24 protein-coding genes are annotated in these 24,545 nt (G+C 51.0%); 15 read left to right on the top strand and 9 right to left on the bottom strand.

All coding sequences use genetic code 11. The annotated features are described in order from the left end of the window. Position 1 precedes the first annotated feature (1 nt). The 5 genes from CD05_RS0103970 (at position 2) to CD05_RS19495 (ending at position 4,068) form a co-directional block, all read left to right on the top strand. The gene (locus CD05_RS0103970; RefSeq protein ID WP_028509395.1) at positions 2–973 is read left to right on the top strand and encodes a DNA polymerase III subunit; all 972 of its coding nucleotides are present in this window, start codon (positions 2–4) and stop codon (positions 971–973) included. A gap of 11 nt (positions 974–984) precedes the next feature. Continuing rightward, entirely contained in the window at positions 985–2,031 is a 1,047-nt protein-coding gene (locus tag CD05_RS0103965; protein ID WP_028509394.1) for a phosphotransferase, read from the top strand. A gap of 94 nt (positions 2,032–2,125) precedes the next feature. Beyond that, entirely contained in the window at positions 2,126–2,392 is a 267-nt protein-coding gene (locus tag CD05_RS0103960) for a hypothetical protein (RefSeq protein ID WP_028509393.1), read from the top strand. A gap of 183 nt (positions 2,393–2,575) precedes the next feature. Beyond that, the gene (locus CD05_RS0103955) at positions 2,576–3,433 is read left to right on the top strand and encodes a stage 0 sporulation family protein (protein ID WP_028509392.1); all 858 of its coding nucleotides are present in this window, start codon (positions 2,576–2,578) and stop codon (positions 3,431–3,433) included. A 2-nt stretch (positions 3,434–3,435) separates the two neighbouring features. Continuing rightward, a complete protein-coding gene (locus tag CD05_RS19495; protein ID WP_051588814.1) occupies positions 3,436–4,068 on the top strand; it encodes a hypothetical protein in 633 nt (210 codons plus the stop codon). A gap of 411 nt (positions 4,069–4,479) precedes the next feature. On the opposite strand, the gene CD05_RS19490 is transcribed toward CD05_RS19495, so the two are convergent. After that, positions 4,480–5,313, bottom strand: a complete 834-nt coding sequence (locus tag CD05_RS19490) for a DUF6291 domain-containing protein (protein WP_028509391.1) — start codon at positions 5,311–5,313, stop codon at positions 4,480–4,482. A gap of 507 nt (positions 5,314–5,820) precedes the next feature. Between CD05_RS19490 and CD05_RS0103935 the strand changes: the two genes are divergently transcribed. The 10 genes from CD05_RS0103935 (at position 5,821) to CD05_RS0103885 (ending at position 17,210) form a co-directional block, all read left to right on the top strand. Then, positions 5,821–6,888, top strand: a complete 1,068-nt coding sequence (locus CD05_RS0103935) for a LacI family DNA-binding transcriptional regulator (RefSeq protein WP_028509390.1) — start codon at positions 5,821–5,823, stop codon at positions 6,886–6,888. 863 nt (positions 6,889–7,751) lie between these two features. Beyond that, positions 7,752–8,906 carry a PLP-dependent aspartate aminotransferase family protein gene (locus CD05_RS0103930; protein ID WP_028509389.1) on the top strand — a complete coding sequence of 385 codons (1,155 nt, stop codon included), beginning with the start codon at positions 7,752–7,754 and terminating at the stop codon, positions 8,904–8,906. Positions 8,907–9,031: 125 nt separating this feature from the next. Beyond that, entirely contained in the window at positions 9,032–9,940 is a 909-nt protein-coding gene (locus CD05_RS0103925) for a cysteine synthase family protein (protein WP_028509388.1), read from the top strand. A gap of 561 nt (positions 9,941–10,501) precedes the next feature. Then, positions 10,502–10,876 carry a NifB/NifX family molybdenum-iron cluster-binding protein gene (locus tag CD05_RS0103915; protein ID WP_028509386.1) on the top strand — a complete coding sequence of 125 codons (375 nt, stop codon included), beginning with the start codon at positions 10,502–10,504 and terminating at the stop codon, positions 10,874–10,876. Beyond that, positions 10,852–11,733, top strand: a complete 882-nt coding sequence (locus tag CD05_RS0103910; RefSeq protein WP_028509385.1) for a radical SAM protein — start codon at positions 10,852–10,854, stop codon at positions 11,731–11,733. The genes CD05_RS0103915 and CD05_RS0103910 overlap by 25 nt, the downstream gene beginning before the upstream one ends. A 23-nt stretch (positions 11,734–11,756) precedes the next feature. Then, a complete protein-coding gene (gene nifH, locus CD05_RS0103905; RefSeq protein WP_156947291.1) occupies positions 11,757–12,632 on the top strand; it encodes a nitrogenase iron protein in 876 nt (291 codons plus the stop codon). A gap of 450 nt (positions 12,633–13,082) precedes the next feature. Beyond that, complete coding sequence (locus CD05_RS0103900) at positions 13,083–14,549, top strand: nitrogenase component 1 (protein WP_028509383.1); 1,467 nt, start codon at positions 13,083–13,085, stop codon at positions 14,547–14,549. Between the two features lie 14 nt (positions 14,550–14,563). After that, entirely contained in the window at positions 14,564–15,904 is a 1,341-nt protein-coding gene (locus CD05_RS0103895) for a nitrogenase component 1 (RefSeq protein WP_028509382.1), read from the top strand. Between the two features lie 496 nt (positions 15,905–16,400). Then, positions 16,401–16,745 carry a NifB/NifX family molybdenum-iron cluster-binding protein gene (locus CD05_RS0103890; protein WP_028509381.1) on the top strand — a complete coding sequence of 115 codons (345 nt, stop codon included), beginning with the start codon at positions 16,401–16,403 and terminating at the stop codon, positions 16,743–16,745. 159 nt (positions 16,746–16,904) lie between these two features. After that, entirely contained in the window at positions 16,905–17,210 is a 306-nt protein-coding gene (locus CD05_RS0103885) for a helix-turn-helix domain-containing protein (RefSeq protein WP_242841228.1), read from the top strand. A 156-nt stretch (positions 17,211–17,366) separates the two neighbouring features. On the opposite strand, the gene CD05_RS0103880 is transcribed toward CD05_RS0103885, so the two are convergent. The 8 genes from CD05_RS0103880 to CD05_RS17395 are packed head-to-tail and all read right to left on the bottom strand — an operon-like array spanning position 17,367 to position 24,485. Further along, positions 17,367–17,819, bottom strand: a complete 453-nt coding sequence (locus tag CD05_RS0103880) for an Rrf2 family transcriptional regulator (RefSeq protein WP_028509379.1) — start codon at positions 17,817–17,819, stop codon at positions 17,367–17,369. A 12-nt stretch (positions 17,820–17,831) separates the two neighbouring features. Further along, on the bottom strand, positions 17,832–18,257 hold the full coding sequence (gene sufU / locus CD05_RS0103875) for a Fe-S cluster assembly sulfur transfer protein SufU (protein ID WP_028509378.1): 426 nt from the start codon (positions 18,255–18,257) through the stop codon (positions 17,832–17,834). Continuing rightward, complete coding sequence (locus CD05_RS0103870; protein ID WP_037322786.1) at positions 18,247–19,467, bottom strand: cysteine desulfurase; 1,221 nt, start codon at positions 19,465–19,467, stop codon at positions 18,247–18,249. The genes sufU and CD05_RS0103870 overlap by 11 nt, the downstream gene beginning before the upstream one ends. After that, a complete protein-coding gene (locus tag CD05_RS17400; protein ID WP_051588813.1) occupies positions 19,460–20,350 on the bottom strand; it encodes a SufD family Fe-S cluster assembly protein in 891 nt (296 codons plus the stop codon). The genes CD05_RS0103870 and CD05_RS17400 overlap by 8 nt, the downstream gene beginning before the upstream one ends. A gap of 1 nt (position 20,351) precedes the next feature. After that, positions 20,352–21,773, bottom strand: coding sequence for a Fe-S cluster assembly protein SufB (gene sufB, locus CD05_RS0103860; protein ID WP_028509376.1), 1,422 nt, complete (start codon positions 21,771–21,773; stop codon positions 20,352–20,354). 10 nt (positions 21,774–21,783) lie between these two features. Continuing rightward, entirely contained in the window at positions 21,784–22,539 is a 756-nt protein-coding gene (sufC, locus tag CD05_RS0103855) for a Fe-S cluster assembly ATPase SufC (protein WP_028509375.1), read from the bottom strand. Between the two features lie 27 nt (positions 22,540–22,566). Further along, complete coding sequence (locus tag CD05_RS0103850; protein WP_028509374.1) at positions 22,567–23,322, bottom strand: class II glutamine amidotransferase; 756 nt, start codon at positions 23,320–23,322, stop codon at positions 22,567–22,569. Further along, positions 23,217–24,485 carry a glutathione synthase gene (locus tag CD05_RS17395; RefSeq protein WP_084262092.1) on the bottom strand — a complete coding sequence of 423 codons (1,269 nt, stop codon included), beginning with the start codon at positions 24,483–24,485 and terminating at the stop codon, positions 23,217–23,219. Before CD05_RS17395 ends, CD05_RS0103850 begins: the two co-directional genes overlap by 106 nt. Positions 24,486–24,545 lie beyond the last annotated feature (60 nt).

Here is a 24,545-nt window from a genome sequence, read left to right as displayed (position 1 = left end):
TATGCTGCTTGCAGGAAATGAGCATATAAAGAGCCTGACACGCTCGATGATACAAAAGGGGCGTGAACCCCATTCGCTCATGATAACAGGCGAGCACGGGCTCGGGAGAAAGACTGCGGCTAAGTATATCGCCTCTGCGATGCTCTGCGAGAGGGGCGACGGTGTGCCGTGTGAGAGGTGCCGTACCTGCCGTATGATAAAAGACGGCATACACCCCGACTTTATGACCCTGAAGCCCAACGACAACGGCAACTACCCTGTCGAGGAGATAAGAGAGGTCGTCGCTGACGCTGTGGTCGCACCAAACGAGGGCAGGCTCAAAATCTATCTTATCCCGGACTTTGACCGCTCGAAGATAACAGGTGAGCAGGTGCAGAATATCCTGCTAAAGCTCATCGAGGAGCCGCCCGACCATGTCGTGATGATACTCACGGCCGATTCGAGAGAGGTTTTCCTGCCGACTATCCTTTCCAGGACGGTGTGCTTAAGCGTTGCTCCCTGCACGGGTGAGGAATGTGCGCAGTATATAGGCTCGCTTGAAAAATACGACTACGGCGAGATAGCTTCTGCTTCACAGTCGCTCGGCGGCAATATAGGCAGCTGTATAGAATACCTCGAAAAGGGTGCAATATACACGGCGACAGAGAATGCCCGTGCGATAGCTGACAGCCTGCTGCGTGGTGATGAGTACGAGCTGCTCAAAGCCCTCACCGACTGCGACAGCAAAAAGGGGCAGCTTCGTCTGACGCTTACGCAGCTTAGCCTTGTAGCAAGAGACAGCGCCGTGTCAACAGTCGGCGGTGAGCTGATAAGCTGTGCAAAGAATGCCGCAAAAGAGCTCGGTGCCAGATACGGCAAGACACGCAGCGATAAGCTCTACCGGCTGATAAACGAATATATCAGCCGCCTTGACCGCAACTGCTCAAAAACACTTGTGATAAATTCGCTGTGCGCTTGCATGGCAAATGTTTAGAATATTTAAATATGGATATTGCAAACAAAAAAGAACTGAAAGATATATTTGCGCTCTTTTCGGACAAAGAGCCGGTGTCTATAGAGATCATAGAAACAGGCAAGGGCGAGACGGATTTTCGCTGCACGCTGATATTCACGGCAGATGACGGGTCAAGGCTCGTTATAAAGCTGAGCGACAATGATTTCACCTCGCCCGAAAGAATAAAGGTATGGCAGAGAATATCGGAGGAATACAACGCCCTCGGCTGCTACTGTCCTAAAATTTACACAGATAAAAGCGGTGGCTTCCCCTGTGCTGAGTATAATGGTCACAGCTGTGTGGCTTATGCAGAGGAATATGCAAAATACCGTCTGCTGCAGGAGCGTGACTTTGACGGCGACAGAGAGACAGGCGAGATATCCCGTGCAAAGTGGCTGCTGACTGCAAAGGCGGCGGCAAAGCATTTTGACTTTGCGCCGTTCCCGTCGGGCTACTGCCTGTTTGAGCGCTTCTGCCCGAGCGATAAGACCGACGAGGTGACAGAGCAGGCGCAGGAGTGGAAAGCGCAGGCACAAAAGCTACCCGATAAGTTTCAGGCGCAGGTAAGGCGGATAATTCAGCTGTGGCTTGACAACAGAGCACAGCTTGAAAAGGTCTACCCCACCCTGCCGACTTCCGTTTTTCAGGCAGACTTAAACTCTACAAATCTGCTCGTTGACGATGAAAGTAATTTTGCAGGGCTTATTGATATGAATATCAGCGGCAGAGAGGTTTTTCTCAATTACATTTTCAGAGAGAATTTCAGCCGGGATTTTGAGAGCGAGATATATAAAATCCGCAGGGTGCTGTGTATTACTTCACAAGAGTACATATTTTCGGACAACGAAAAAGAATATGCGCTTATGCTCTACCGCTGCCTGAAGCCGATAAGAAAGGACTTTGAGATAGAGGAGCTGCTGAATGAAAAAGCAGATGATGAACAAATACAGAAATGTCTTGACAGGTGCGAGCATTACCTGACAGCAGACATCGACTTTAAAACATATATGAATAACAGAACGGAGGAAAACCCTTGAAAATAATAGGTGTACGCTTTAAAAGCGTATTTTAAACATGACCGCCCTGACGGGCATCATACCTCAATTGTGCATTGAGAAAGAGGTCACATTGATGAACAAAAAAGCAAAAATGACAGCCCGTATATTGGCATGGGTATTTTTTCTTTTCGGGTTTGGAGTATTTGCGTATTCCAATATCGTAAGTCCGCTGAAATATAAATACCCGCTGGGCTTTGGTGCGTTTTTGACAGCACTTATAATAAGCAAGCTGTTTACATACAATGAAAAGATGAAAGCCTCAAAGATCATTTTTGCAGGTGATATAATACTTATAGTTTGTATGCTGATACTGACGGCCGTATCATTCCTGAGAGCATGAACCCTGAGAGTATGAACGATAAAAATCGCCCGATATGGGGCTCGTCTGCTTACGCAGACAGCCAAGTTTCGCAAAGCGAAACTTGCAATAAACGGCGCAGCCGATACATTCATTATGCATTATGCATTATGCATTATGCATTGTAAAAAGCATTATGCATTGTAACAGAACGGAGGAAAACCCTTGAAAATAATAGGTGTACGCTTTAAAAGCGTGGGAAAGGTCTACTACTTCAACCCCAAGGGGGTAAAGGTGAAAATAGGCGATAAGGTCATCGTCGAGACGGTGAAGGGCATCGAGTGCGGCGAGGCTGTGCTCGTTGACAGGGATATAGATCCCGACAACTTCGGCAGCATCAAGCCGATGATAAGGGTCGCAACTGAGGCTGACCTTAAGCAGATAGAGAAAAACAAGCTCAGAGAAGCTGACGCATTTAAGATATGCGAGCAAAAGATAGCCGCCCACGGGCTTAAGATGAACCTCGTGGACGTTGAGTGTACATTTGACAACAACAAGCTGCTTTTCTACTTCACGGCTGAAAACAGGGTCGATTTCAGAGAGCTGGTAAAGGACTTGGCGTCCGTCTTCCGCACCAGGATCGAGCTCAGGCAGATAGGTGTCAGGGACGAAGCAAAGATGCTCGGCGGCCTTGGCATATGCGGCCAGCAGTTTTGCTGCTCGAGGTTTATGGGCGAGTTCCAGCCGGTGTCTATCAAAATGGCGAAGGAGCAGTCGCTCTCACTCAATCCTACAAAGATATCCGGCACCTGCGGCAGGCTTATGTGCTGCCTGAAATACGAGCAGGAGGCCTACGAAGACCTGCTGAAGACCACCCCGAAGGTGGGTGCTATAGTCAGGACTGCCGACGGGCGTGGCGTTGTCACCGACTCGAACCTGCTCACAGGAAAACTGACCATAAAAATGGACAAGACTGATGCTGTAGTCACGCTCGGGAAGGACGAGGTCGAGCTTATCAAGGACGCTGTGATAAGGCTTGACCGCAACGAGCTAAAAGCCCTGAAAGGACTGGAGGACAAGTAAGTATGCCGTCGGCCGTAGTACATCTGAGGGTCGCCTACGACCTTAAGAAAAAGTTAAAAGTGGAAAATAACGGACAGTTCTACATAGGGGCTGTATCACCCGATGCTGTGAACATCGACGGCTTTGCTGACCAGTCGATAAGATACCCGGCTCACCTGAGAAGCCTTGATTACGAGGAATGGAAAGAAAACGTGCGCTCGTTCTTTACAAAAGAGCACGCAAAGTGGGCAGGGCGTGAAGATCATCTCAAAGGATTTTTACTGCACATTTTAACGGACATTTACTGGGACGAGATAGCCCAGCCGGAGATGTTCAAAGCGCTTGAAACGCTCGGTGCCAAGCCCGAGGAGCTGCGTGACCTCAAATGGAAGGAGCTTTACCGCTTCAACAACAAGCTCGCAGGAGAGTGGCTGTACGACGAGGTTTTCCCCGACATAAAAAAGGGCGAATGCTTTGCGATAGGCACTGTTGACACCGTCAGGCTGCGCCGATACGTCGAGCATCTGACGACCGAATACATGACGAGCGTCAAAGCCGTCGATGGCGAGCCGTTAGTCTGCTCGATGGCGATGGTACAAAAAGTCGAAGCCGCCTGTCTTCACGAGCTGACCTCCATCTCAAATTCACTGAAATAAAAACACCGCCGATGCAAAGCGTAATGCCAAGCAAAGGCGGCGCTTTTTTTCAGGTAACAGGTTACAGGTAACAGGTAACAGGTGTGGTGTCGGCTTGCGCCGACGAGATGCCCATTCGGGCGGAAACGCTTCGCTCGGCGTTGCCTTGCTTCGCTCAGTGAATAGTGAATAGTGAATAGTGAATAGTTGAGGTGCGGCTTGCGCCGCTTATGCCCATTCGGGCAATATGTGACCGAGGAACGGCAAGTCCGAAGCGGCTGTCTTCGTCGTCGTTGTCTTCGTCTTCTTCCTCAACTCAGCGTGTGGGGGTGAACCCGAAGGGGGTGGCGGCAGCTCCGCTGACGCAGGGGGGCGACCGGAAAGCCCCCCTACCGTAGCGTAGGAATAGCGAGAGACTACCCTTGAAAGCAATCAGGTTGAAAGCGTGTCAAAATCCAGCGTAGCCTCAAACTCCGCTACTCGCCTTGCAAGCTCTTTCGCTTCCCTGTCTATCTTCTCCCTTTCACTTTCGCTGCGATTCCTGTAGCCGTATGAACCGCCTGAGTACCCCGAGTACCCACGGTCATAGTAACCCGGCTTCCTGCCGTCTTCACGAAGCCACTTCTTGATTGTACGGCAAGGGTCTTTCATAAAGCGACGGTTCTCCTGCTGCCAGGCAGATATGCGGTCAATGTAGCGTTCGATCTGCTGACGGTCGGACATATTGAAAAGCTCCTCCTTGTCCTCGTCAGAAAAAATGACACGGGAAAAATCTTCACGATATGACGACAAAGACGACGAAGACGACAGGGAAGAAGACATTTCATTGACAGTGTCTTCTTCATTAACAGTGACAGTCTCATTGACATTTTCATTTACATCTTCATTAACAGTAACATTAACATTGTCATTTACATTTACATTATCATTTACATTAACATTGTCATTTACATTATCGGCATTTTTGGTATCCGATTGTATGCGGTCGCATACGCTTGCATTTTTTGACCATCTCTTTTTTGCATTTATGCGGTTTCTCTCGCAGACGTTTTCCCACTTTTCTGAATCACGGATAAAGCATTCTTTCATCATATTAAAGAGAATTCTGAGCGACCTATCGGGAAGCTCTATCTCCTCGCCTGCTGTGGTGAACGCATAGATCGCTCTTAGCAGCTGGCCGAGTTCAGCGTCCTCGAATTCCTGCAAGCTATTGCCCCAGTCGTTATACATCACAAAGCTCTTATGTTCATTTCTCTTTTCTGCCATATTTTTTTACTCCTTTTTTTAGTATTGAAGAAAAAAGTCCTTCTACTAATAGCGCAAAAAGGGGCATTTGTTGCATAGTTTGATGCAACAAGTGAGAGAGAAATTTTTGAAAAGGGGAAAGTTTGTGTGATGTTACAAATTTAGGTGGGGAAATATGGCTAAAAGCGACAAAGAAAACGGGCTGGCCTTCAAGGGCAGTCTCTCGCTTATCCCTACGCTACGGATAGGGGGGGCTTTCCGGTCGCCCCCCTGCTCCGGCTTCGCCTACGCCACCCCCTTCGGGGATATGCCCACACGCTGAGTTGAGGACGAAGACGAAGACAGCCCGAATGGGCATACGTCGGCGTAAGCCGACACCACAACTGTTACCTGTTACCTGTTAACTGTTAACTGAGAATTGTGGCTATCGGCATTTAAAATAATTTACAATTTCATAGTTGACAAATCGGAATTCTTCTGTTATAATTCATATTATTCAGATATGTTTTATGGAAAGGGTGTGTTTTTATGTCACTGAAGGAGATATCGGCAATGACCGGGGTGTCAGTTTCGACTGTCGGCAGGATACTCAGCGACCCGAAACACAGATGCTCAAACGAAGATACACGCAAGAAAGTCATCGAGGCTGCACGAGCTATCGGTTACGTTCCGAACGCTGCGGCAAGGAGCCTGAAATCGGGCAAAAGCACGCAGCAGAAGATATACGCTATAAATATAGTCCTCACAAGGTCTGACCCTGAGTCGTCGGATCCGTTTTACGATGAGCTGCTGATGTTTTTGGAAAAGGAGCTGCGAAGCAACGGCTGCATAGTACACAGCATCGTCCGCTGCGCAGAGCTTTCCGACAGCAGGATAAAATCCCCGGCTATCGAGTCTCACATCGACAGGATACTCACTGACACCGCCGGTGCTGACGGGCTCATCGTTATCGGCAAGGTCACGCACAGGGCTCTCAAAGCGCTCAAAGCAAAGGAGAAAAACATCGTGTCAATAAACCGTGACCCGACAAATAACGAGGTGGACGAGGTGCTGTGCGACGGTGCGAGGATCGCAAGAGAGGCTGTGATGTATCTCGAACGTCTCGGCCACACCAAGATAGGCTTTGTGGGCGGCACCCACAACGAGGCGAGGTTCTCGGGCTATCAGACGGCGCTTTCCGAGCTGCATCTGCCGCTTGAGCTCGACCACATCTACGACACCACCCCGAGCGAGGCTCACGGTCTGGCGGCGCTGCAATACTTCAAGGGTCTGTCCGACCCGCCGACGGCTATCTACTGCGCAAATGACATTCTGGCGGTCGGAATGATAAAGGGCATGGACAGGCGCAGGATAAGAGACTATCTTCCCTCGGTGATATCCTCTGACGACATTGATGCTGCGCAGTACACACGCCCGATGCTGACAACGATATCGCTCCCGAAGACCGAGATGGTACGCTTTGCTCTGATGCTTTTACTTGACCGGATAAAAGGCGGACACAGGACGGTAAGCCGGCTTGAACTGCAAGGCAGGCTGATGATCCGTGAGAGCTGCCGCCGCAACTACGAAGCCACCGAGCCTGAATACTACATATAACACTCCCCTGCCTGCCCCACACCGGGCAGCAGGGAGTTTTTTTCAGGTAACAGCGGAAACGCTGCGCTCAGTGAATAGTGAATAGTGAAGAATGAATAGTGAATAGTTAGGGTGTGCGCCAAAGGCGCACGATATGGCCATTCGGCCTGTTAGTCGGACGATTTCATCTAAATCGTAGGATATGCATATCCGAAGGGTCGAGGGGCGACCGGAAAGCCCCTCGTGTACCCCCTGAGAACGAGAGAGCGCTCTTGAAGGTAAGCTGACCCCACTGTATAGCTAAAAGGGTAGTCTCTCGCTATCCTTACGCTACGGTGTAGGGGGGCTTTCCGGTCGCCCCCCTGCGTCAGCGAAGCTGCCGCCACCCCCTTCGGGTTCACCCCCACACGCTGAGTTGAGGACGAGGACGAAGACAACGACGAAGAAGACAGCCCACTTCGGGTTGGCAAGCCCTACGGCTTAGCTGAAATCGTCAGACTGACAGCCCGAATGGGCATCTCGTCGGCGTAAGCCGACACCACAACTGTTACCTGTTACCTGTAACCTGTTACCTGAGAGTATTGTGCATTGAAAAAGATATCGTTATCACGCAGCACCGCCCTGACCTGCACTAAACAGCCGGGAACCGCCGCAAAAGCCCTGATAATGCTTTGATAACGTTGTCTTCACATCAAGGAAATTAACCGGGCGTTCAAAAACAGTCAATGCTTTTGGCGGAAAATCGGGCGTATATCGGGGGCGCGTAAAGGCCTTTGACTGCGGCGTGATAACGTTGTCTTAGATTGCGGTTGACTGTGTGGGAAAAATGGTGTATGATGTATACATACTAATTCGGTAGGAGAAATATGAAAGGAATGACGACAATGAGCTATAAAAATATAAACACCGCTCTTATCCACGCTGGGATACCGATCGACGAACGCACGGGGGCTGTGAATATACCGATATATCAGACCTCGACCTTCAAGCAGGACGGCCTTGGAAAGATGCGTGGCTATGAGTATTCGAGAACAGGCAACCCCACCCGTGAGGCACTCGAAGCACTTATAAAAGACCTCGAAGGCGGCTATGCAGGCTTTGCTTTTGCAAGCGGCCTTGCGGCTGAAACGGCAGTGCTGAGTCTGCTTAAGTCGGGCGACAGAGTGCTTATCTCGTCAAACGTCTACGGCGGCACGTTCAGGCTTTTAAACAACATCTTTGACAGCTTCGGCATCACATACACTATATCCGATACGGAAGACCCCGAGGCCTTTGAGAAGGATATCACGGCAGACGTAAAAGCAGTACTCATCGAGAGCCCTGCAAACCCTCTCATGACGGTGACAGACATAAGAGCTGTAGCAGAGATAGCACACAGCCACGGGCTGCTCGTGATAGTAGACAACACATTCATGACACCATATCTGCAAAGACCCTTAGAGCTCGGCGCTGACATCGTTGTACACAGCGCTACAAAGTACCTCGGCGGCCACAGCGACGTTGTTGCAGGCCTTGCGGCAGTAAAGACCAAAGAGCTTGCAGACAGGATAGCGTTTATACAGAATTCCACAGGCGGCGTGCTTCCGCCGTTTGACAGCTTCTTGCTTATAAGAGGTATAAAGACGCTCGGCGTAAGGCTTGACCGACACGTTGAGAACGCTCTCGCCGCTGCAAAGCATTTGCAGGCACACCCGGCAGTCAAGAGCGTACACTACCCCGGCCTTGAAACTGACAAGGGCTACGAGGTGAACAAAAAGCAGGCTAAAAACGGCGGCGTGATGATATCATTCGAGCTTACCGAGGGGCATGACATAGAGAAATTCTTTGAGAGCTTAGAGCTCATCACACTGGCTGAGAGCTTAGGCGGCGTTGAATCGCTCGTATGCCACCCGTCAAGCATGACACACGCATCTATCCCCGGGGAGATAAGAAAAAAGGTCGGCATAACCGACGGTCTTATCAGGCTCTCGATAGGAATAGAGGACATAGAGGACATTCTTGCTGATCTTGACAACGCAATAGCAAAAAGTGAGGTTTGATTATGAAAATCAAAGATTTTCATGATCCCGATTTAATGCTCCCGATTGGAGCAATCGGGTTTTACTAAAGTAAAACCGCATCAAATCGAAAGGAGTGGGCACCCTGTCGGGTGCCGATCAAAAATATGCTATACGATAATATGCACGGCCTTATAGGGCATACGCCGCTCGTGCGGCTCACAAATATGGGGGTCCCCCCCGAGGTAGAGATATATGCAAAACTGGAAATGTACAACCCCTCCGGTTCGGTAAAGGACAGGATAGGTCAGAAGATGATAGAAGCTGCCGAAAAGGAAGGCAGGCTCAAGCCCGGCAGCACGATAATAGAAGCCACCGCCGGCAACACAGGCCTTGGCATAGCTTTCGCAGCACTCGGCAAGGGCTACAAGGTGATATTCACAGTGCCCACCAAATTCTCCGCCGAAAAGCAGGCGCTTATGAGAGCTTTGGGCGCACAGGTGATAAACACTCCCCGTTCCGAGGGAATGCTCGGCGCTGTGAGAAAGGCAGACGAGCTCAGAGCAGAGATACCCGATTCGATATCGCTCGAACAGTTTAAAAACCAGAGCAACCCCCTCGCCCACTACGAAACTACCGGCAGGGAGATATGGGAAGACATCGGCGGCAGAGTGACACACCTTGTAGCAGGCGCAGGCAGCGGCGGCACATACACAGGCATCGTGCGTTACCTTAAAGAGCATGACAGCAATGTAAAAGGCGTGCTTGCAGACCCCGAGGGCTCGACGATAGGCGGCGGCGAACACAAGGATTACAACATCGAGGGCATTGGCAACGACTTTATTCCCGAGACTATGGACATCACACTTGTTGACGAAGTGGTGAAGATAAACGACGACGAAGCATTCAGCACAGTCGGTCAGCTTGCACGAAACGAGGGCATCATCGCCGGCTCGTCATCAGGTGCGGCAATGGCAGCGGCGCTCAAACTTGCTCGCAAGATACAAAAAGGCGTGATCGTCGTAGTTTTCCCCGACCGTGGCGACAGATACTTCAGCACAGGGCTGTTCGGATAACACGGAAACGCTGCGCTCAGTGAATAGTGAATAGTGAATAGCCCCGGTGCGGCGGATATTCAGTTAACAGTTAACAGGTAACAGGTAACAGTTATGGTGTGCGCCGAGGGCGCACGGTATGGCCATTCGGCCGTGCAGACCTGACGGCATTGCTAAAGCCGCAGGGCGTGCAACCGAAGGGTCGAGGTGGCGCATGAGCCGACAAGGTCGGCTCGAAAGCCCCTCGTGTACCCCTGAGGACGAGAGTGTGCCCTTGAAGGTAAGCAACCAGACGTTTCAGCTCACGGCGAGAGCTTTGCCTATCCTTACGCTACGGATAGGGGGGCTTTCCGGTCGCCCCCCTGCTCCGGCTTCGCCTTCGCCACCCCCTTCGGGGATATCCCAACACTTACGACAAGGAAGAAGACGACGAAGACAGCCCACTTTGAGTTGGCAAGTCCTGCGATTGAGCTGAAACCGTCAGACAAACACGCCCGAATGGGCATCTCGTCGGCGAAAGCCGACACCACAACTGTTACCTGTTACCTGTTAACTGTTAACTGAAGGAGGGAGGGTGCGACTATGGTATTTAAAATAGCTTTCGCCAGTAACGACGGCGAGAATGTAAATGAGCATTTCGGGGCGGCAAGACGCTTCTATATTGCACAGCTTGATAAGGAAAAGGAAGACTATGAGCTAAGCGGTGAATACCGTGAGGTCACACCGTCGTGTAAGGGCGGCTTCCATGAGACAGATGCATTCGCCGCAATACTTAAGGAGCTTGACGATGTCGATGTGATAGTCGCTCAGCGTGCAGGCCCCAGTGCTAAAAAATATATACAGGAAAATGATAAAAAGATATACGAGATACCCCTGACGATAGAGCAGGCACTCTGCCTGCTTTTAGAGGAAAAGGAATGGGAGGTTAGTAAATGGCTATCTCATACGAGGAACTGACAACAAAACACCCCTGCTACGCAAAAGGCCCCGGCAGCGGCAACGGAAGGATACATCTTCCGATAAGCCCTACCTGTAATATCGAGTGCCGCTTCTGCGAGAGGAGCTTTAATACATACGAGCTCCGCCCCGGTGTTACAAGAACGGTCATCACGCCGCAGGAAGCGATAGATGCGATACGCAGAGCTCTTAAGCTTTGCCCGTCGATACACGTCGCAGGTATAGCAGGCCCCGGAGACACGCTTGCAAGTGATCATGCGCTTGAAACATTCAAGCTCATAGGCAAGGAATTCCCGGAGCTTGTAAAGTGCATGAGCACAAACGGCTTGCTGCTCGCTGAAAAGGCACAGCAGGTGATAGACGCAGGAGTGGATTCGCTCACAGTCACGGTAAACGCCGTAGACCCTGAGATAGAAGCACAGCTCAATGACGGCATAGTGTGGCACGGCAGACACTACACGGGTGTCGAGGCCGCAAGGATACTCATTGAGCAGCAGCTTAAGGGCATACGCCTGATAAGCGAGGCCGGCATAACGCTTAAGGTGAACACAGTGTTCGTGCCGGGGATAAATTCAGACCACATAGAGGAGGTCGCAAGGACAGTCGCAGAGGCAGGGGCTGATATTTACAACATTATCCCCCTGATACCCAACCACAAGCTGAAAGACTGCCCCGAGCCCGACTGCATGGAGCTCGAACGTGCGATACTCAAAGCATCACGCTACATAGACGTGTTCAGGCACTGCCAGAGGTGCCGTGCAGATGCAGTAGGCATTCCCGGCGGCGAGGACTTCTCGGAAAAGGTATACATTGACCTTTCGAGATTACAGCACAAGGACACATTCTCACACGGTTAATTCAAAAATCAAAAATAAATCATATGAAAGAGGTAAGGAAGATGGCAAAGGAACTAAGACAGATAGCTATATACGGCAAGGGCGGTATAGGCAAATCAACAACAACACAGAACCTCACGGCAGGTCTTGTTGAAAGAGGAAACAACGTAATGGTAGTAGGCTGTGACCCAAAGGCAGACTCGACAAGGCTTCTGCTCGGCGGCCTGCATCAGAAGACAGTTCTCGACACGCTGCGTGACCAGGGCGAGGACGAGATAGAGCTCGACGCTATCCTTAAGGAAGGCTTTATGGGCACCAAGTGCGTTGAGTCAGGCGGCCCTGAACCGGGTGTAGGCTGTGCAGGACGTGGTATCATCACCTCTATCGGTCTTCTTGAAAGGCTCGGCGCTTACACTGAGGAGCTTGACTATGTATTCTATGACGTTCTCGGCGACGTTGTCTGCGGCGGTTTCGCAATGCCTATCCGTGAGGGCAAGGCCAAGGAGATATACATCGTAGCATCGGGCGAGATGATGGCTCTGTATGCTGCAAACAACATCTCAAAGGGTATCGCAAGATACGCACGTCAGGGCGGTGTAAGACTCGGCGGCATCATCTGCAATTCAAGAAACGTTGACCGTGAAGCAGAGCTTGTGCGTGCATTTGCCAAGGAGCTCGGCACACAGATGATACACTTTGTTCCCCGTGACAACGATGTACAGCGTGCAGAGATAAGAAAGAAGACAGTTATCCAGCATTTTCCACAGTCAAAGCAGGCTGACGAATACAGAGCGCTTGCCGAGAAGATAGAGCAGAACGATATGTTTGTTATCCCCAAGCCGATGACACAGGAAAGGCTTGAAGAGATACTCGTTGAATACGGTCTTATGGACGACCTTAAGGACGACTACAGGATATAAGCCCTTCGGGCAGGTAACAGGTTACAGGTAACAGGTAACAGTTGAGGTGCGGCAAAGCCGCAGATGCCCATTCGGGCGTGCAGACCTGACGGTATTGTTAAAATCGTAGGATATGCATTTCCGAAGGGTCGAGGGGCGACCGGAAAGCCCCTCGTGTACCCTCGGAGAGCGAGAGAGCTGCCTTGAAGGTAAGCTACCGGACATTTCAGCTCAGGGCGAGAGCTTTGCCTATCCTTACGCTACGGTAGGGGGGCTTTCGAGCTGTTGCAGACAGCTCATGCGCCACCCCTGCTACGGCTTCGCCTTCGCCACCCCCTTCGGGTGCATATCCTACGATTTAACTGAAACCGTCCGACCAACCGCCCGAATGGGCATAACATCGGCGTAAGCCGATACCACAATTATGCATTATGCATTATGCATTTTGCATTATAAAAGAGGAGTAAAACTATGAGTAAAGTAAACTTAGATATACCGGAAGTCGAGATACGAGAGATACGTCTTAATTCAATAACAGGCTTCCAGGGTACGGCAAAGGAGCTCGTGTCGCAGTGCTCGGGCTGCGGAAAGCTAAAGGATAAAAACAGATCATTCAGCCAGTGCCTCGGCTGCGGCACATCGAACGCAGCCTGCACACTCACGCTTATCCAGGACGCAGCAATAATCTCACACGGACCTGTGGGCTGCTCGACCTGCCTGCATGAGTTCGCATTCACATACAGGGTAAACGCTCATTTGAGACAGCTCGAACACCCGACACAGAGAAAGATATTCTCAACAAACTTAGAGGAAAAGGACACTATCTACGGCGGCGGCAAAAAGCTCGATGCGGCTATCCGTGAGGTGTTCAAGCGTGCAAAGCCAAAGGCTATATTCGTTATCACCACCTGTGCTGCCGGCATCATAGGTGACGATGTTGAGAGTGTTGCCAACAATGCCGAAAAGGAGCTCGGCATACCTGTTGTGGCAGTCTTCTGCGAGGGCTTCCGCTCGAAGATGTGGACATCGGGCTTCGATGCAGGCTACCACGGCATAGCAAGAAAGATAATCAAGCCTGCAAGACAGAAAAGAAATATCATAAACGTCATAAACTTCTGGGGCAGCGATATTTTCCGTGAGTGGTTCGGCGAACTCGGTTACGAGCCCAACTACATCACACCCTTTGCAACAGTTGACAGCTTAAGCTATTCAAGCGAGGCAGCACTCACCGTTCAGGCGTGCTCGACACTCGGCTCTTACCTTGGTGCTGCACTGGAGCAGGGCTTCGGCGTGCCGGAGATAAGAAACTCGCCCCCATACGGCATAGCACAGACCGACCGCTGGTTCAGAGAGCTCGGCCAGATACTCGGCAAGGAAAAGGAAGTAGAAGACCTCCTTGCTCGCAAGAAGGCAGAATATATGCCGAAGATAGAAGCGCTGCGTGAGAAGTTAAAGGGCAAGACTGCATACGTTACGGCAGGTGCATCGCACGGCCACTCGCTGCTCGCACTGCTAAAAGAGCTCGGCATGGAGCCGCAGGGTGCAGCTATCTTCCACCACGACCCGAAATACGACAACGAGGACGAGCGCTCAGACACGCTACGCCATACAGTTGAGGACTACGGCGATGTGCCCAACTACAACGTCTGCAACAAGCAGGAATTTGAGCTTGTGAATGTGCTTAACCGCATCAAGCCCGACATACTGCTTGCACGCCACGGCGGCATGACACTGTGGGGAGCAAAGCTCGGCATACCCTCGCTCCTGATAGGCGACGAGCACTTCGGCATGGGCTACGAAGGGTTAGTCAACTACGGCGAGCGCATAGCAGAAGCACTCGAAAACGACGAGTTTGTAAAGAACCTCGCAAAGCATTCTGTCAACCCATACACAAAATGGTGGCTTGAACAGGAGCCCTACACATTCTTAGGCAAGTAAAGGAGATAAATACAATGGCAGGACTTATAGAACAAGAGCGCTACACCTGTGCAATAGGCGCATTACAGACAGTAGTCGCAATACCGAGGGCTGTGCCGATACTTCACTCAGGCCCCGGCTGCGGCGTGATGATAAAGGGCTTTTTCGAGCGTGCTGCAGGCTACGCCGGCGGCGAGACAGCGCCCTGCACCAATTTCAGCGAAAAGGAAGTTGTTTTCGGCGGCACAGACAGGCTGAGAAACATAATCAAGAACACCTACAAGGTGCTCGACACAGACCTGCAGGTCGTAGTCACAGGCTGCACAGCCGGCATCGTGGGCGACGACGTTGCAAGCGTCACAGATGAGTTTCTATACGAGGAAGACAGGCCGATAGTACACGTTGAGACATCGGGCTTCAAGTCAAACAACTACGTTTCCCACTCGGCTGTCGTCAATGCAATAATCGACCAGTATGTAAGCAGATTTGAGGACGACAATCCTGCAAGATCTGACAAGAACCTTGTAAACGTGATAGCATCTATCCCCTATCAGGACCCCTTCTGGAAGGGAAATCTCAAAGAATACAAGCGCCTGTTGGAAGGCTTAGGGCTTAAGGCAAACATTCTCTTTGGCCCCCACTCGGGCGGTGTAAAGGAATGGCAGACGATACCGAAAGCAAACTTCAACGTATTCATATCCCCCTGGTACGGCGAGCCGATAGTTAAAAACTTAGAGCGCCGCTACAAGCAGCCTTACTACAGCTTTGGCTATATGCCGATAGGCGCAAATGCAACTACTGAATTCTTAAACGGCGTGCTTGCATACGCCTTGGAGCAGGGTGCCGGGATAGATGAAAAGAAAGCAAGAGCTTTCATCGCCGAGGAAGAAAAGGCCTACTACGAGGAGCTTGACAATCTTGCAACATTCCTGCTCGAATTCCGCTACGGTCTGCCTGAGTATGCACACATACTGCACGATGCAGGCTATGTGACAGGCCTTACACGCTTCCTGCTGCACGAGACAGGCGTTATCCCGAAGGAGCAGTTTATTGTTGACAACATACCCAACAAGTATCAGGAAAAGATAGCCGAGACTATCAAGAGCTTTTCCGGCAAGCGTGAGATACCCGTATACTTTGACCCCGACGCAGGCGCTATGCAGGATCTTATAAGAGGCCTTGAGCACAAGGGCAGAGGTCTTATCCTCGGCAGCGGCTGGGACAAGGAGCTTGCAAAGGAATTAGATGCAGACTTCCTCTCCATCGCCTGCCCGAGCCCCTACAGGATAGTTCTTACCACAAACTACGTCGGCTACACCGGCGGCCTGCGAGTGATAGAAGACATCTACAACACTTCCCTTGCGACATACAAGTGATGCTAAAAGAGCTGCCGTGGCAGCTCTTTTATAAATGCAGAATGCATAATGCAGAATGCAGAATTGAGGTATCGGCTTCGCCGATATTATGCCCATTCGGGCAATATGGAGCTGCGGAATGGCAAGTCCGAAGGGGGTAAGCGGCAGCTTGCTGCCGCAGGGGTGGCGCATGAGCTGTCTGCGACAGCTCGAAAGCCCCCCTACCCGTAGCGTAGGATAAGGAGAGACTACCCCTTTAGCTAAATTGTAGGGGTTGCTTTCCTTCAAGGCGGCTCTCTCGCTCCCATAGGCTACACGAGGGGCTTTCGAGCCGACCTTGTCGGCATAAGCGCTACCTCGACCCTTCGGAATGGCAAGCCCTACGATTAAACTATAGTCGCACGACCAACAGGCCGAATGGCCATAAGCGCCGTCAGGCGCACCTCAACTGTTACCTGTTACCTATTACCTGTTACCTGAGATAATTATGCATTAAAGAAGAAGGAGGAGTAGTTCCATGTCAAAAGCAGCAATTGCCACATCAAACGGCATAGATATAAACGAGCACTTCGGGCACGCAAAGTTTTTCAGAGTGTATGAACTCACTGACAGCGGCTATGAGTATAAGGAGCTTCGTGATGCGGTCGCTGCCTGCCAGCATAGCCTGGGGCACGATACCACACGCTTTGATAAGATTATCGAGCTGCTGACCGACTGCGATGCGATATTTGTCGAGCGGATAAGCCCCGGCGCTGCGGCTTACCTGATAGAAAAAGGCGTGCGTGTATTCGAGGTCGCAGGACCTATTGATGCAGTGCTCAAAAAGGTCATTGCCGACGGACTTTTAAAAACGGATAACTAAGGCAACATCGCACGAAGATTGTGCGCAAATTGCGCAGTCAGCTTTTTCGTCAGATTGCACAGATTTTCCGAAGGAATACTACCGTATTTCAAGAAAAAAATGTGTAATATGACGGAAAAGATGCAAGTAAGTTGCGTACAAAGCCTTCAGGCGGTCTTTGTGCGGTGTTGCCCTAATAAACGCTCTGTGGAGAAAAACACCTCCGCAGAGCGTTTTGTTTTACTGGCTTATCTCGCCGTCAACGGAGAGAACAGCATAAGCCTTTCAGCGAGGGAGTTTGAGGTGATGCGCCAGCTCATGACATCGGGCAGGAACCACATCTCAAAGGAAACGCTGCTCACAAAGGTGTGGGGCTATGACACAAACGCCGTCGAGAACCACGTCGAGGTGTATGTGGGCTTTCTTCGCAAGAAGCTGACAAGCATAGGCTCTGATATCCGCATTGAAGCAGTAAGGCGGCTGTGATATTTTGCGGCGTGCTGCATTTTACAAATCGCAACACTTTCTTTGTGACTCTCAGCATAAAGCCTGCCACTAAATAAAAAACAAAGGCACCTATGTCAGTTCAGTTTGACATAAGTGCCTTAAGGCGGTCTTTGTGCGGTGTTGCCTAAATCATTATCAGATATAATACATATAGTCCTTGTCAGCCTCATCAGGCGGACGCTTGCACTGGACTATCAGGTCGGCAAGGGTCAGGTTGCCGGTGAAGGTGCGCAAATAGCCGTTTAGCTTGTTCCACACGCAGCTGTCAACTGATGTTCTGATGTCGCTGCCGCCCTCGTCGTCCTCGTCACGCACGTCTGCAAGAATGCTGTTATCAAGTGCGTTGAGTATCTCCGAGAGATAGATCTTGCCGGCCGGGCGTGAGAGCATATATCCCCCACGGGAGCCCTTGTGACCTCTTACAAAGCCGCCCTGCCGCAGCCCCATGATTATCTGTTCGAGGTATTTTTGCGAGATGTTCTGCCGCTGTGCAATGTCAGCCGAGGAAACAGTGCTGCCGTCCTCACAGTTTATAGCTATGTCTGTTAGTGCTATAAGACCGTATTCCACTCTTGTTGAGATCTTCATTGTCCTCTCCTTTCAGGTGTTGTCGTCAAGCAGCTTTCTGAGTGTCTTCCACCCGAGCAGAGCACATTTCACCCTTGCAGGCATTTTTGAAATGTTCTGCAGCGCCGCCGCTTCTTCGAGCTCGTCAAGCTCGTCCTCTGATATCTCACCGCTTATCATCTTCTCAAACAGCTCGCAGAGCCTCTTTGCTTCATCAACAGGTCTGCCGATGATGAGGTCGAGCATTATGTCTGTAGATGCCTGCGATATCGCACAGCCGACACCTGTGAATGAGCCTTCCTCTATGACCCCGTCGCTGAGCTTCAGATTAAGCGTCAGCTGGTCGCCGCAGGTGGGGTTTAGTCCTGCGTTTGAACAGGTCGCACAGGAAAGCTCGTGAAGATGCATCGGGTGAAGATTGTGGTCGATGAGAATGTCGTTGTATATATTATCCGCCATAGCCCATTTTCCTCCTGACTGTTTTAAGTGTTTCGGTAAAGCGTTCGATGTCCTGCTCGTCGTTGTAGAAAGCAAGGCTCATTCTTGCCGTTGACTGCACCTTAAGATGCTGGTGCAGCGGCTGTGCGCAGTGGTGGCCGGCTCTTATGGCTATGTTGTCGCCGTCAAACACTGCCGCTATGTCGTGCGGGTGAACGCCCTCGACTGTGAATGTGAGTATGCCGTGGTGGTCGGCCGCCTGCTGCGAGCCTATGATGTGAACGAAGGGTATGTCCTTCATCTTTTCAAATGCAAGCAAAGTCAGCTCGTTCTCACGGCGCTCTGTCTCCTCAAAGCCTATGCTGTTATAATAATCTATCGCAGCCTTAAGCCCTACCGCACCGCCGACGTTTACCGTGCCTGCTTCAAACTTGTGCGGCAGCTGTGCGTAGGTAGCTGACTCACGGGTCACGAGCTCTATCATCTCGCCGCCTGATAAGAAGGGCGGCATAGCTTCAAGCAGCTCCTCCCTGCCAAAGAGCACGCCTATGCCCATAGGCGCTAACATCTTGTGCCCTGAGAACACGAGGAAATCTACCCCTAAGTCCTTTACATCGACTGCCATGTGCGGCACGCTCTGCGCACCGTCGCACACTATCACTGTGCCGTTTTCGTGGGCTATCTTGGCAAACTCCTTTATCGGGTTTTCCTGCCCGAAGACGTTTGACACCTGCGCTATCGCAAATATCTTTGTCCTTGGCGTGAGCGCTTTTCTGAGCGCATCGGCCGTGTACTTTCCGTCGTCGCCGCACTCTAAGAAGCTGAGCTTTGCACCCTTTTCCTTGGCAAGTATCTGCCACGGCAGCAGGTTTGAGTGATGCTCTGACACTGTGACAAGTATCTCATCGCCCTCGTTTATATTAGCACGCCCGTAGCTGAAAGCTATGAGGTTTAAACTCTCTGATGCGTTCCTTGTAAAAATTATCTCTCTTGTGCTGTCTGCCCCGATAAACTCACGCACGCTCTCACGGGCGTTCTCGTAGGCTTCTGTCGCCTTTACGCTTAAGTCATACAAGCCCCTTAAAGGATTTGCATTCTCAAAGCGGTAGTAGTCGAGGCTCGCATCGAGCACCGACTGCGGCTTTTGCGTGGTGGCTGCGTTGTCAAGATAAACGAGCCCCTTGTATTTGTCAAACACGGGAAAATCCGCTTTGTAGTCTCTGTTACTCATCTTTATTGCTCCAATTCAGTGAATCATATATGCGCTTTTGAGCGTCTTCATCATCTATCTGTCCTATGACCTGCGCAAGCCTTGCCCTTGCGGTCAGCTCGTATATCCTCTCCTCGGGTATCCCTCGTGACTGCATATAGAATATCTGCGCATCGTCTATCCTGCCTATGGTCGCACCGTGGCTGCCCTCGACGTCCTCATCGGCACAGAGGATAACAGGCACAGTGCGGTTGTCGGCATCTTCGCTTAACATGAGCACGTTTTCCTGCTCTGCGCCCTTCGAGCCTGACGAGCCGTTTTTAAAGTCGATAGTGCCTTTGAACACCTTTTTCGAGCTGTCTCTCAGCACACCGTTTACGGTTATGCTGCTCTCGGTCTTGCGCCCTGCCTGTGAGGATATAAGGTTCAGATCAAGCTGCTCGCTGCCGCTTAAAGCGTAGCCTATCTTCGCATCAAAGCGGCTTTTTCTGCCGTCAAGTGAGGTCACTATCTCGCTTACCGTGTCGCTGCCGCCGATGTATAGCTGCACAAGCTCCAGCTCTGCGCCGTCAGCAAGCTGAGTTTCAAGCCTTGCCACAGTCTGCGCACCCCTGTCAAACACCTGAATGAGCTTAAGTTCAGCACCACTCCCGGCTGTCACCTTTGTGTCAAGTGTCAGGCCGTTATCAGCTCTCACATACTGCAAAAGCGCCGCCGTATAGCCCTCGCCAAGCGTTACATCGTATCTTCCGCCGGCTGTTACCGCTTCTACAGTCCTGCTGTTATCAGCAAGCTCAAGCAGCTTGTCCGGCGTTTCATATTCTTTTATATCTCTAACTGCATAGTTGACCCTGAGCTGTCCGAAGGTCGGCACCGGCAGGATATTCAGTTTTGCATTTTCCAAGTTATTTTCCCTCCTGACCGGAATTGCCGTGCATTTCAAGGCCTATGAGATCATTCATCTCAACGGCATATTCAAGCGGCAGCTCCTTTGACACATTGTCAGCAAATCCACGCACGATGAGCGCCCTTGCGTCCTCCTCCGAGAGCCCTCGTGATGTAAGATAAAAGATAGCCTCGTCGCTTATGCGGCCTATCCTTGCCTCGTGGCCGACGTCGCATTTATCGGCCTTTACGACGATCGCAGGCACCGTGTCCGAGCGTGATACCGAGTCGAGCATCAGCGATTCGCAGTTGACCGAGCTCTTTGAGCCGACAGCGCTCTCGTTCACCGTCACGGCACTTCTGAAAGTGCTCTTGCCGCCCGATTTGCTCAGCGACTTTGTGTTCATGTAGCTTGATGTGTTGGGTGCGTTGTGTACTATCTTGGCACCCGTGTCAAGGTCCTGCCCCTCGCCTGCGAAGGTTATGCCGGTAAACTCAGCGCTTGCGTTCTCGCCGTTTAATATACTCATAGGATAGAGGTATGAAACGTGCGAGCCGAAGCTGCCCGACACCCACTCTATCTTGCCGCCCTCCTCGACGATCGCACGCTTTGTATTGAGGTTGTACATATTCTTTGACCAGTTCTCGATTGTCGAGTAGCGCAAGCTTGCGCCCTTGCCGACATACAGCTCGACGCAGCCTGCGTGAAGCCCTGCCTCGTAGTATTTCGGAGCCGAGCACCCCTCTATAAAGTGCAGATACGACCCCTCCTCTAAAATAATGAGCGTGTGCTCAAACTGGCCTGCGCCCTTTGCATTGAGCCTGAAATATGATTGCAGCGGTATCTCTAACCGTACATTTTTTGGTACATATACAAACGAGCCGCCCGACCATACAGCACCGTGCAGCGCTGCGAACTTGTGGTCTGTCGGGGGAACGAGCTTCATGAAATGGCTCTTGATGATGTCGGCGTATTTCGGGTCGTGCATGGCACTTTCAAGGTCTGTGTATACCACGCCCGACTGTGCGACCTCCTCCCTGACATTGTGGTAGACAAGCTCGCTGTCGTACTGAGCGCCGACACCTGCAAGGCTCTCACGCTCGGCCTGCGGTATGCCAAGGCGCTCGAAAGTTTCCTTGATGTTTTCGGGCACGTCCTCCCAGTCGGTGTTCATTCTCGTTTTCGGGCGAATGTATGTGACTATGTTGTCAACATCGAGTTCCTCAATTGAAGCGCCCCACTTGACCATAGGGGTCTTCTGATATATCTCAAGCGACCTTAAGCGGAATTCTCTCATCCAGTCGGGGTCGTTTTTCTCGTCAGATATCTCGCTTATTATCTCAGGTGTGATGCCGTTGTCGAAGAGATCCTCCTCGTCCTCCTCATACCTGAAATCGTAGAGCGAGCGGTCAATGTCGTCTATCTTTGTCTTCTGTCCCATATGCTGCTCCTTACTGTGCCTGCGCTGTGCTGAGGACCTTTTCAAAGCCCTCGTTAAGTACCCTGAGTGCGAGCTCTCCGCCGCCCTCCTCTGCAACTCTGCCTGTCTTGAGAATGTGCGTTCTGTCAACACTCAGCGCTTCGAGTATCTTCGCATTGTGTGTGATTATGAGCAGCGTGCCGCCGACACTTTTTCTGTATTCCTCGATGCCCTTTGAGACTGTCTTTACAGCGTCAACATCAAGGCCTGAGTCTGTCTCGTCAAGTATCGCAAGTCTCGGCTTTAAGATGAGCAGCTGTAAGATCTCAGCTTTCTTTTTCTCGCCGCCCGAGAAGCCGACGTTGAGGTCACGGTCGGCATACGAGCTGTCCATTCCGATAAGCTCCATTGCAGCTTTGAGCTGCTTTTTGAAATCCCACAGCTTTATGCGCTTGCCGCTCACCTGCTCCTGTGCGTTTCTTAAAAACTCAGACAGCGTGATGCCGGGTATCTCGACCGGGCTCTGGAAGGAGAGGAATATCCCCTTCTTTGCACGCTTGTCAGCAGAGAGAGAGGTGATGTCCTCGCCGTCAAAGATTATCTTTCCGCTCGTCACGGTGTATTCGGGGCTGCCCATGACAGTGCAGCCGAAGGTAGACTTGCCGGCGCCGTTGTGACCCATGAGCACATGAGTCTCGCCCTCGCCTACCGATATATCAACAGAATGAAGAAGCTCCTTTTCGTCAGCCGAAACGCAAAGCCCCTCGGTCTTAAGTATCTCAGACATAAAATATCCGCCTTTCAGTAAATTGTTCTATATATGCATCGCATCGAGTGCGGTGATGTATTCAAGGTTAGGTATGAATTCTCCCTTGTGGCGCTGCCCCCTGTAGAGGGCTTTTCCGTTTTTGTAGGCCACCACCTGCGCCATAGGCAGCGGCACCCAGCCGTCGTTGTCGAGCGGCACCGTCGAGAACATCATTCCCCCGTCGGTGTGCTTTGAAAACAGCGTGTTCTTGAAATTCTTGTGTACATACATTATCTCGCCGTCGTAGAATATCAGATTCAGCTTGTTTCTCGGCGAGTTCTCGACTATAAAATCATTCACAAGCGTAAACCTCTCACGCTCTGACAGCGCCCCCTGGCTGAGCCTTGCGTTCATCATGTCGATAAAAGCAAGGAAAAGCCTTTCCGAATCCGTGCTGCCACGCTGCACTTTAAAATATTTGTATGTTTCGCCGCCTGTGTATATCGTGCCGTTGTGTATCATCGTCCACTCACGGCCTGATATGTCGTATCCTGTAAACGGGTGGCAGTTGTTGATGTCAATAGAGCCGACTGTCGCAAAGCGTATGTGCGCAAGCGCATTTTTCTGACCGCCGAGGCTGTCTATTATCGCCGGCAGAGTGTCGCTGTCCGCCGCTTTTAAGGGCTCTTTGAAGGTCTGCCTGTCGTCGCCGTACATTATCCCGTAGCCGTGTGGGTGCTTTTCACTGTGTGAAAAGAATTCTTTAAGATACCCTGTGATATCTGTTTTCCTCTCTCCTGAAAAGCCAAACAGCTCACACATTGTCTCACCCTCTGTCCGTATATTATCTCTTTCTTTATCTTTTTTGCAGTTCTGTTTTTTAGTTTATTTTTCTCATATTCTATAATAGCCGCTGCATTCTCATCGCCCTCAAAAAAGGCCTTTATCTCATCAAGCAGCGCTTTGGCTTTTCTTATTATCGGCACACCGTCTATCCTTATGCCCGTCAGGTCGTAAAGGGCAGCCTTGCGGTGGTTTTTCACAGCCTCACGCTGCATATCAGGCGTGTATTCAAACTCAGGCTGCGCCGAGAGATACATAAGCAGCAGATGAGCAAATTCAAGGTGCTTCTCGTTAACGCCGAGCTTTGTTGTCGGGTCAAGGTCAAACATCCTAAGCTCTATGTGGCTTATGCCGTTTTTGAAGTTTTCAAGACAGTTTACCCCACGGGGCTTGAGCCTTACCGGCAGATACACCTCGCTTGCCGAAAAGAGTCTGCCGCTCTCGACATACTCGCTTACAGAGCTTACATAGTCATCGACACTGTCAAACCTCAGCACAGGTGTGAAGCTGTTCCAATAGCCCTTCTCGCTGCTGCGGATAGAGGAATACCTTGAAAGCTCCGCACCCTTGGCGTGGTCTTTAAAGAGCGACTTGTCGCATACAGGGCTTGCCGCAGTCAGCAGCAGAAGCAGCCAGCTGTGCTTTGATGCCTGCTTGTAGAGGTTAAGATAAAAGCTGTCACGAAAGCTGTCAAAGTCGCCTTCGCTTATCTCCCTTAAATACTCCTCGTCAAATGAGAAGTTAAAGTGTACGCCCGAGAAAAGCATGAGCCGCTTTCCGTATCTGCGCTGCAGCTGCTCACGGTATTTTCTCTTGCCCGAGTGCCTGCCTGTGAAGTTTGCAACAGGTATGTCGCTCTCGTCCTCAAAGTGCGGTGGGTTTGAGTAGAGCCATATCTGCTCACCTGTTTTTGCGAGCTCTTTTCTCACTGTCCTGTCTAATCTTCCAAGCTCGCTTACTGCCTCACTGACACTGCTGCATACCGGGGTGATAAGCTCTATCTGGTTCTCGCAGAAGTCTCTCGTTATGCTCTCATCGTCACCGAAGGGGTGAGGTGTCTGCGCAAGTGCGCCGTATCTGTCAACACGGAGCGTCTCACGCTCTATGCCGTAATTACCTTTATAAAACAATTCACTTTTCAATGTTCATTCTCCTTGACAATGTGTTTGAGTATGTATATAATTATATTGGAGGTGTGTGTT

Origin of the sequence: Ruminococcus sp. NK3A76 (assembly GCF_000686125.1) — a bacterium.
In the GTDB taxonomy this organism is placed as follows: domain Bacteria; phylum Bacillota; class Clostridia; order Oscillospirales; family Ruminococcaceae; genus NK3A76.
Note: the sequence above shows the minus strand (reverse complement) of the source record. Positions and strands in the feature narration are given on the sequence as shown.